General features: G+C 63.3%; 2 protein-coding genes and 1 pseudogene. 2 read left to right on the plus strand and 1 reads right to left on the minus strand.

What is annotated here, in order from left to right:
• Positions 1–261 precede the first annotated feature (261 nt).
• On the plus strand, positions 262–1,311 hold the full coding sequence (gene trpS, locus ACT84W_RS07385; protein WP_444328737.1) for a tryptophan--tRNA ligase: 1,050 nt from the start codon (positions 262–264) through the stop codon (positions 1,309–1,311).
• 216 nt (positions 1,312–1,527) lie between these two features.
• On the opposite strand, the gene argF is transcribed toward trpS, so the two are convergent.
• Positions 1,528–2,523 carry an ornithine carbamoyltransferase gene (argF, locus tag ACT84W_RS07390; RefSeq protein WP_444328738.1) on the minus strand — a complete coding sequence of 332 codons (996 nt, stop codon included), beginning with the start codon at positions 2,521–2,523 and terminating at the stop codon, positions 1,528–1,530.
• Between the two features lie 163 nt (positions 2,524–2,686).
• On the opposite strand from argF, the pseudogene ACT84W_RS07395 reads away from it, so the two are divergent.
• A pseudogene (locus tag ACT84W_RS07395) lies at positions 2,687–3,459 on the plus strand (polyphosphate kinase 1); the annotation flags it as partial.

A 3,459-nucleotide genomic window follows, 5' to 3' on the forward strand; every position in this document is an offset into this window, starting at 1 on the left:
CTGCGCGAGGATGCTCGCGTCGAGCACACCCTTGGTCGCGGGATCGATGCGGCGACGCGCCTTGAGGTAATTGCCGCGCAGCGAGCTCTTGTCCGCGTCGGTGCCGTATGAGCTTGCCACGTCGACCACTTCTTTCCATCGAAAATCCAACTCGGTAATTCTAACAGGCTTTGAGCCCCTCTTGCCGCCCGCATGGCGCCCGTAAACGTTTTTTGACGTACCATAAAGAGCTAGTGCGAACTCACCCGCAAAGGAGAACATATGCCCAACGAGGGAAGCTACGAGGCGGCGCTGCGCCGCAGCAACCAGGTCCACGAGGACCTCAAGGTCAACCCCGGCAATTACACCATGCTCACCGGCGACCGACCGACCGGGCGGCTGCACCTCGGCCACTACTTCGGCACGCTCGTCGACCGCGTCCGCCTGCAGGAGATGGGCGTCCGCACAAACATCATCATCGCCGACTACCAGGTCATCACCGACCGCGACACGACCAAGAACATCCAGGACAACGTCTACAACATGGTCGTGGACTACCTCGCCTGCGGCATCGACCCGGAAAAGACGATGATCTTCACCCACTCGGCCGTCCCCGAGGAGAACCAGCTCATGCTGCCGTTCCTCTCGCTCGTGACCGAAGCCGAGATGGAAAGAAACCCGACCGTCAAGGCCGAGCAGGAGGCCTCCGGCCATGAGCTCACCGGGCTTTTGCTCACCTATCCCGTGCACCAGGCCTGCGACATCCTATTCTGCAAGGGCAACATCGTGCCCGTGGGCCGCGACCAGCTGCCGCACATCGAGGTGACCAACAAGATCGCCCGCCGCTTCAACAAGCGCTACGGCAAGGTCTTCCCCGAGGTCACGGGCCTTCTGACCTCGACGCCGCTGCTCCCCGGCCTCGACGGGCGCAAGATGAGCAAGTCCTACGGCAACGCTATCTCCATCAGCATGACCGCCGAGGAGACCGCCAAGCTCATCAAGAAGGCCAAGACCGACTCCGAGCGCAACATCACCTTCGACCCCGAGGGGCGCCCCGAGGTCTCCGCGCTGCTCACGACCGCCGGCATCTGCTCCGGGCGCGACCCCAAGGAGCTCGCCGAGGAGATCGGCATGGGAGGCGGCGGCCAGCTCAAGCGCGTCGTTGCCGAGGCCGTGAACGGCCGCTTCGCCCCGATCCGCGAGCGCCGTGAGGAGCTCCTGCGCGATCCCGATTACATCAAGGACATCATCCACGACGGCAACCGCCGCGCGAACGAGATCGCCCACGAGACCCTCTGCGAGGTCCGCGAGGCCATGGGCATGGTGTACTAGCCGCTGAGCAAAGGGCCGGCGTAGGCTCGATGCGAAGAATTCGGCAGTTGTTGGTCGAATTGCAAAGAAATGAGCTGTTGTTGGTGTCTCAAGTACCAACAACAGCTCATTTCTTTGCAAAAGGACCAAGAAGTCCTGATTATTTAGCAGAACACGAGCTCTAAAGCCTAAAAGGCCACCCGAACAAACCGTGCAGAAGCCCGCTGCCCCGCAACGCTACTTCAGCGTCGCGTACATGACCGCCTTGATCGAGTGCATGCGGTTCTCGGCCTCGTCGAACACGCGGCTGCGCTCGCTCTCGAACACCTCGTCGGTGACCTCGAGCTCCGGCAGGCCGAACTTCTCGTAGACGTCCTCGCCGATGGTGGTGTTACGGTCATGGAAGCTCGGCAGGCAGTGCATGAAGATGCAGTCGCCGGCCGCCTTCGCCATGAGCTCGGCGTTGACCTGATACTTGGCAAGAAGCCCGATGCGCTTCTCCCACAGCTCGTAGGGCTCGCCCATCGAGACCCAGATGTCGGTGTAGATGACGTCCGCGCCGCGGGCACCTTCGTCGACGTCCTCGGTCAGCGTGATGGTCGCGCCGGAGGCCTTGGCGACCTCGCGGCACTCGGCGACGAGCTCGGCGGACGGCATCTGCTCGGTCGGCCCGCAGGCGCAGAAGTCCATACCGAGCTTCGCGCACACGACCATGAGGGAGTTGCCCACGTTGTTGCCGGCGTCGCCCATGAAGGTGAGCTTCTTGCCGTGGAGGTCGCGGCCGAACTCCTCCTGCACGGTCAGCATGTCGGCGATCATCTGCGTCGGGTGGAACTCGGTCGTGAGGCCATTCCACACGGGCACGCCAGCGTTCGCGGCGAGGGTCTCGACGATCGACTGGGCGTATCCGCGGTACTCGATGCCGTCGTACATGCGGCCGAGCACGCGCGCGGTGTCCTCGATGGACTCCTTCTTGCCCATCTGAGAGCTCTTGGGGTCGAGGTAGGTGACGCCCATGCCGAGGTCCATGGCGCCGACCTCGAAGGAGCAGCGGGTGCGCGTCGAGGTCTTCTCGAAGAGCAGGACGATGTTCTTTCCCTCGAGGTAGCGGTGCGGCTCGCCCGCGCGCTTCTTTGCCTTGAGGTCGGCCGAGAGATCGATGAGGTACTGGATCTCCTCGGGGGTGAAGTCGAGGAGCTTGAGGAAGTTGCGGCCAGAGATATCTACAGCCATGGGGTCTCCTTTGTCATCGGTGCGCGTGAAGTGCGTTGATTCTAGCGCAAATGCGCACGTGAGCTTTGATTTGTTGCCCGCGCGGACACTTGTGGTTTACAGAGACCTTACGAGCGTCAAGTAGGATAATCGAGTTCACCAGGACATAACCCGAGGAGACCGCATGTCTAAAGAAAAGAATCTGAAGGCCGCGAAGGGCCAGAAGGCAAAGAAGCCCTCCCCCGAGCGCGACTTCAGCTATACCCAGAACCGCGAGCTCAGCTGGCTGCGGTTCGACGACCGCGTGCTCGACGAGGCCTACGACGAGAAGGTCCCCCTCTTTGAGCGCCTCAAGTTCTGCGAGATCTTCGACTCCAACCTGAACGAGTGGTTCATGATCCGCGTGGGCGGCCTCTCCGACCAGCCAAAGGACAACAAGTCCAACGAGACCCCCGCCGAGCAGCTCGACTCGATCTTCGCCGCGCTGCCGCCGCTCGTCGAGCGCCACGAGGAGGCAATCCACCTCGTCGAGGGCGAGCTCGCGGGCAAGGGCCTGGCCCGCGTGGAGCCTGCCGACTACACCGAGGACGACCTCGCCGCCGTCAAGAAGCTCTTCGACGAGAAGATCTCGCCCATCGCGAGCCCGCTCGTCGTCGACCCGCGCCACCCCTTCCCGAACCTGCGCAGCGGCCGGCTCTACGTCGCCTGCTCGCTCACCGGCCCCGCCGAGTCGGGGCTTCTCGGTATCATCGAGGTGCCCACGGCCGAGCAGCGCGTGGTGCCCTTGCCCTCCAGCGCCAAGTGCTACCGCTACACGCTCGTCGAGGACGTGATCCGCACCTGCCTCGGCTCCTGCTTCGGCGATTTCCACCCTCAGGACGCCGCCGTCCTGCGCGTCACGCGCAACGCCGACATCGACCCGGACGACGAGGGCGTCGAGGAGGAGGAGGACTATCG

It is taken from the genome of Paratractidigestivibacter sp., from assembly GCF_052362415.1.
Classification (GTDB): domain Bacteria; phylum Actinomycetota; class Coriobacteriia; order Coriobacteriales; family Atopobiaceae; genus Paratractidigestivibacter.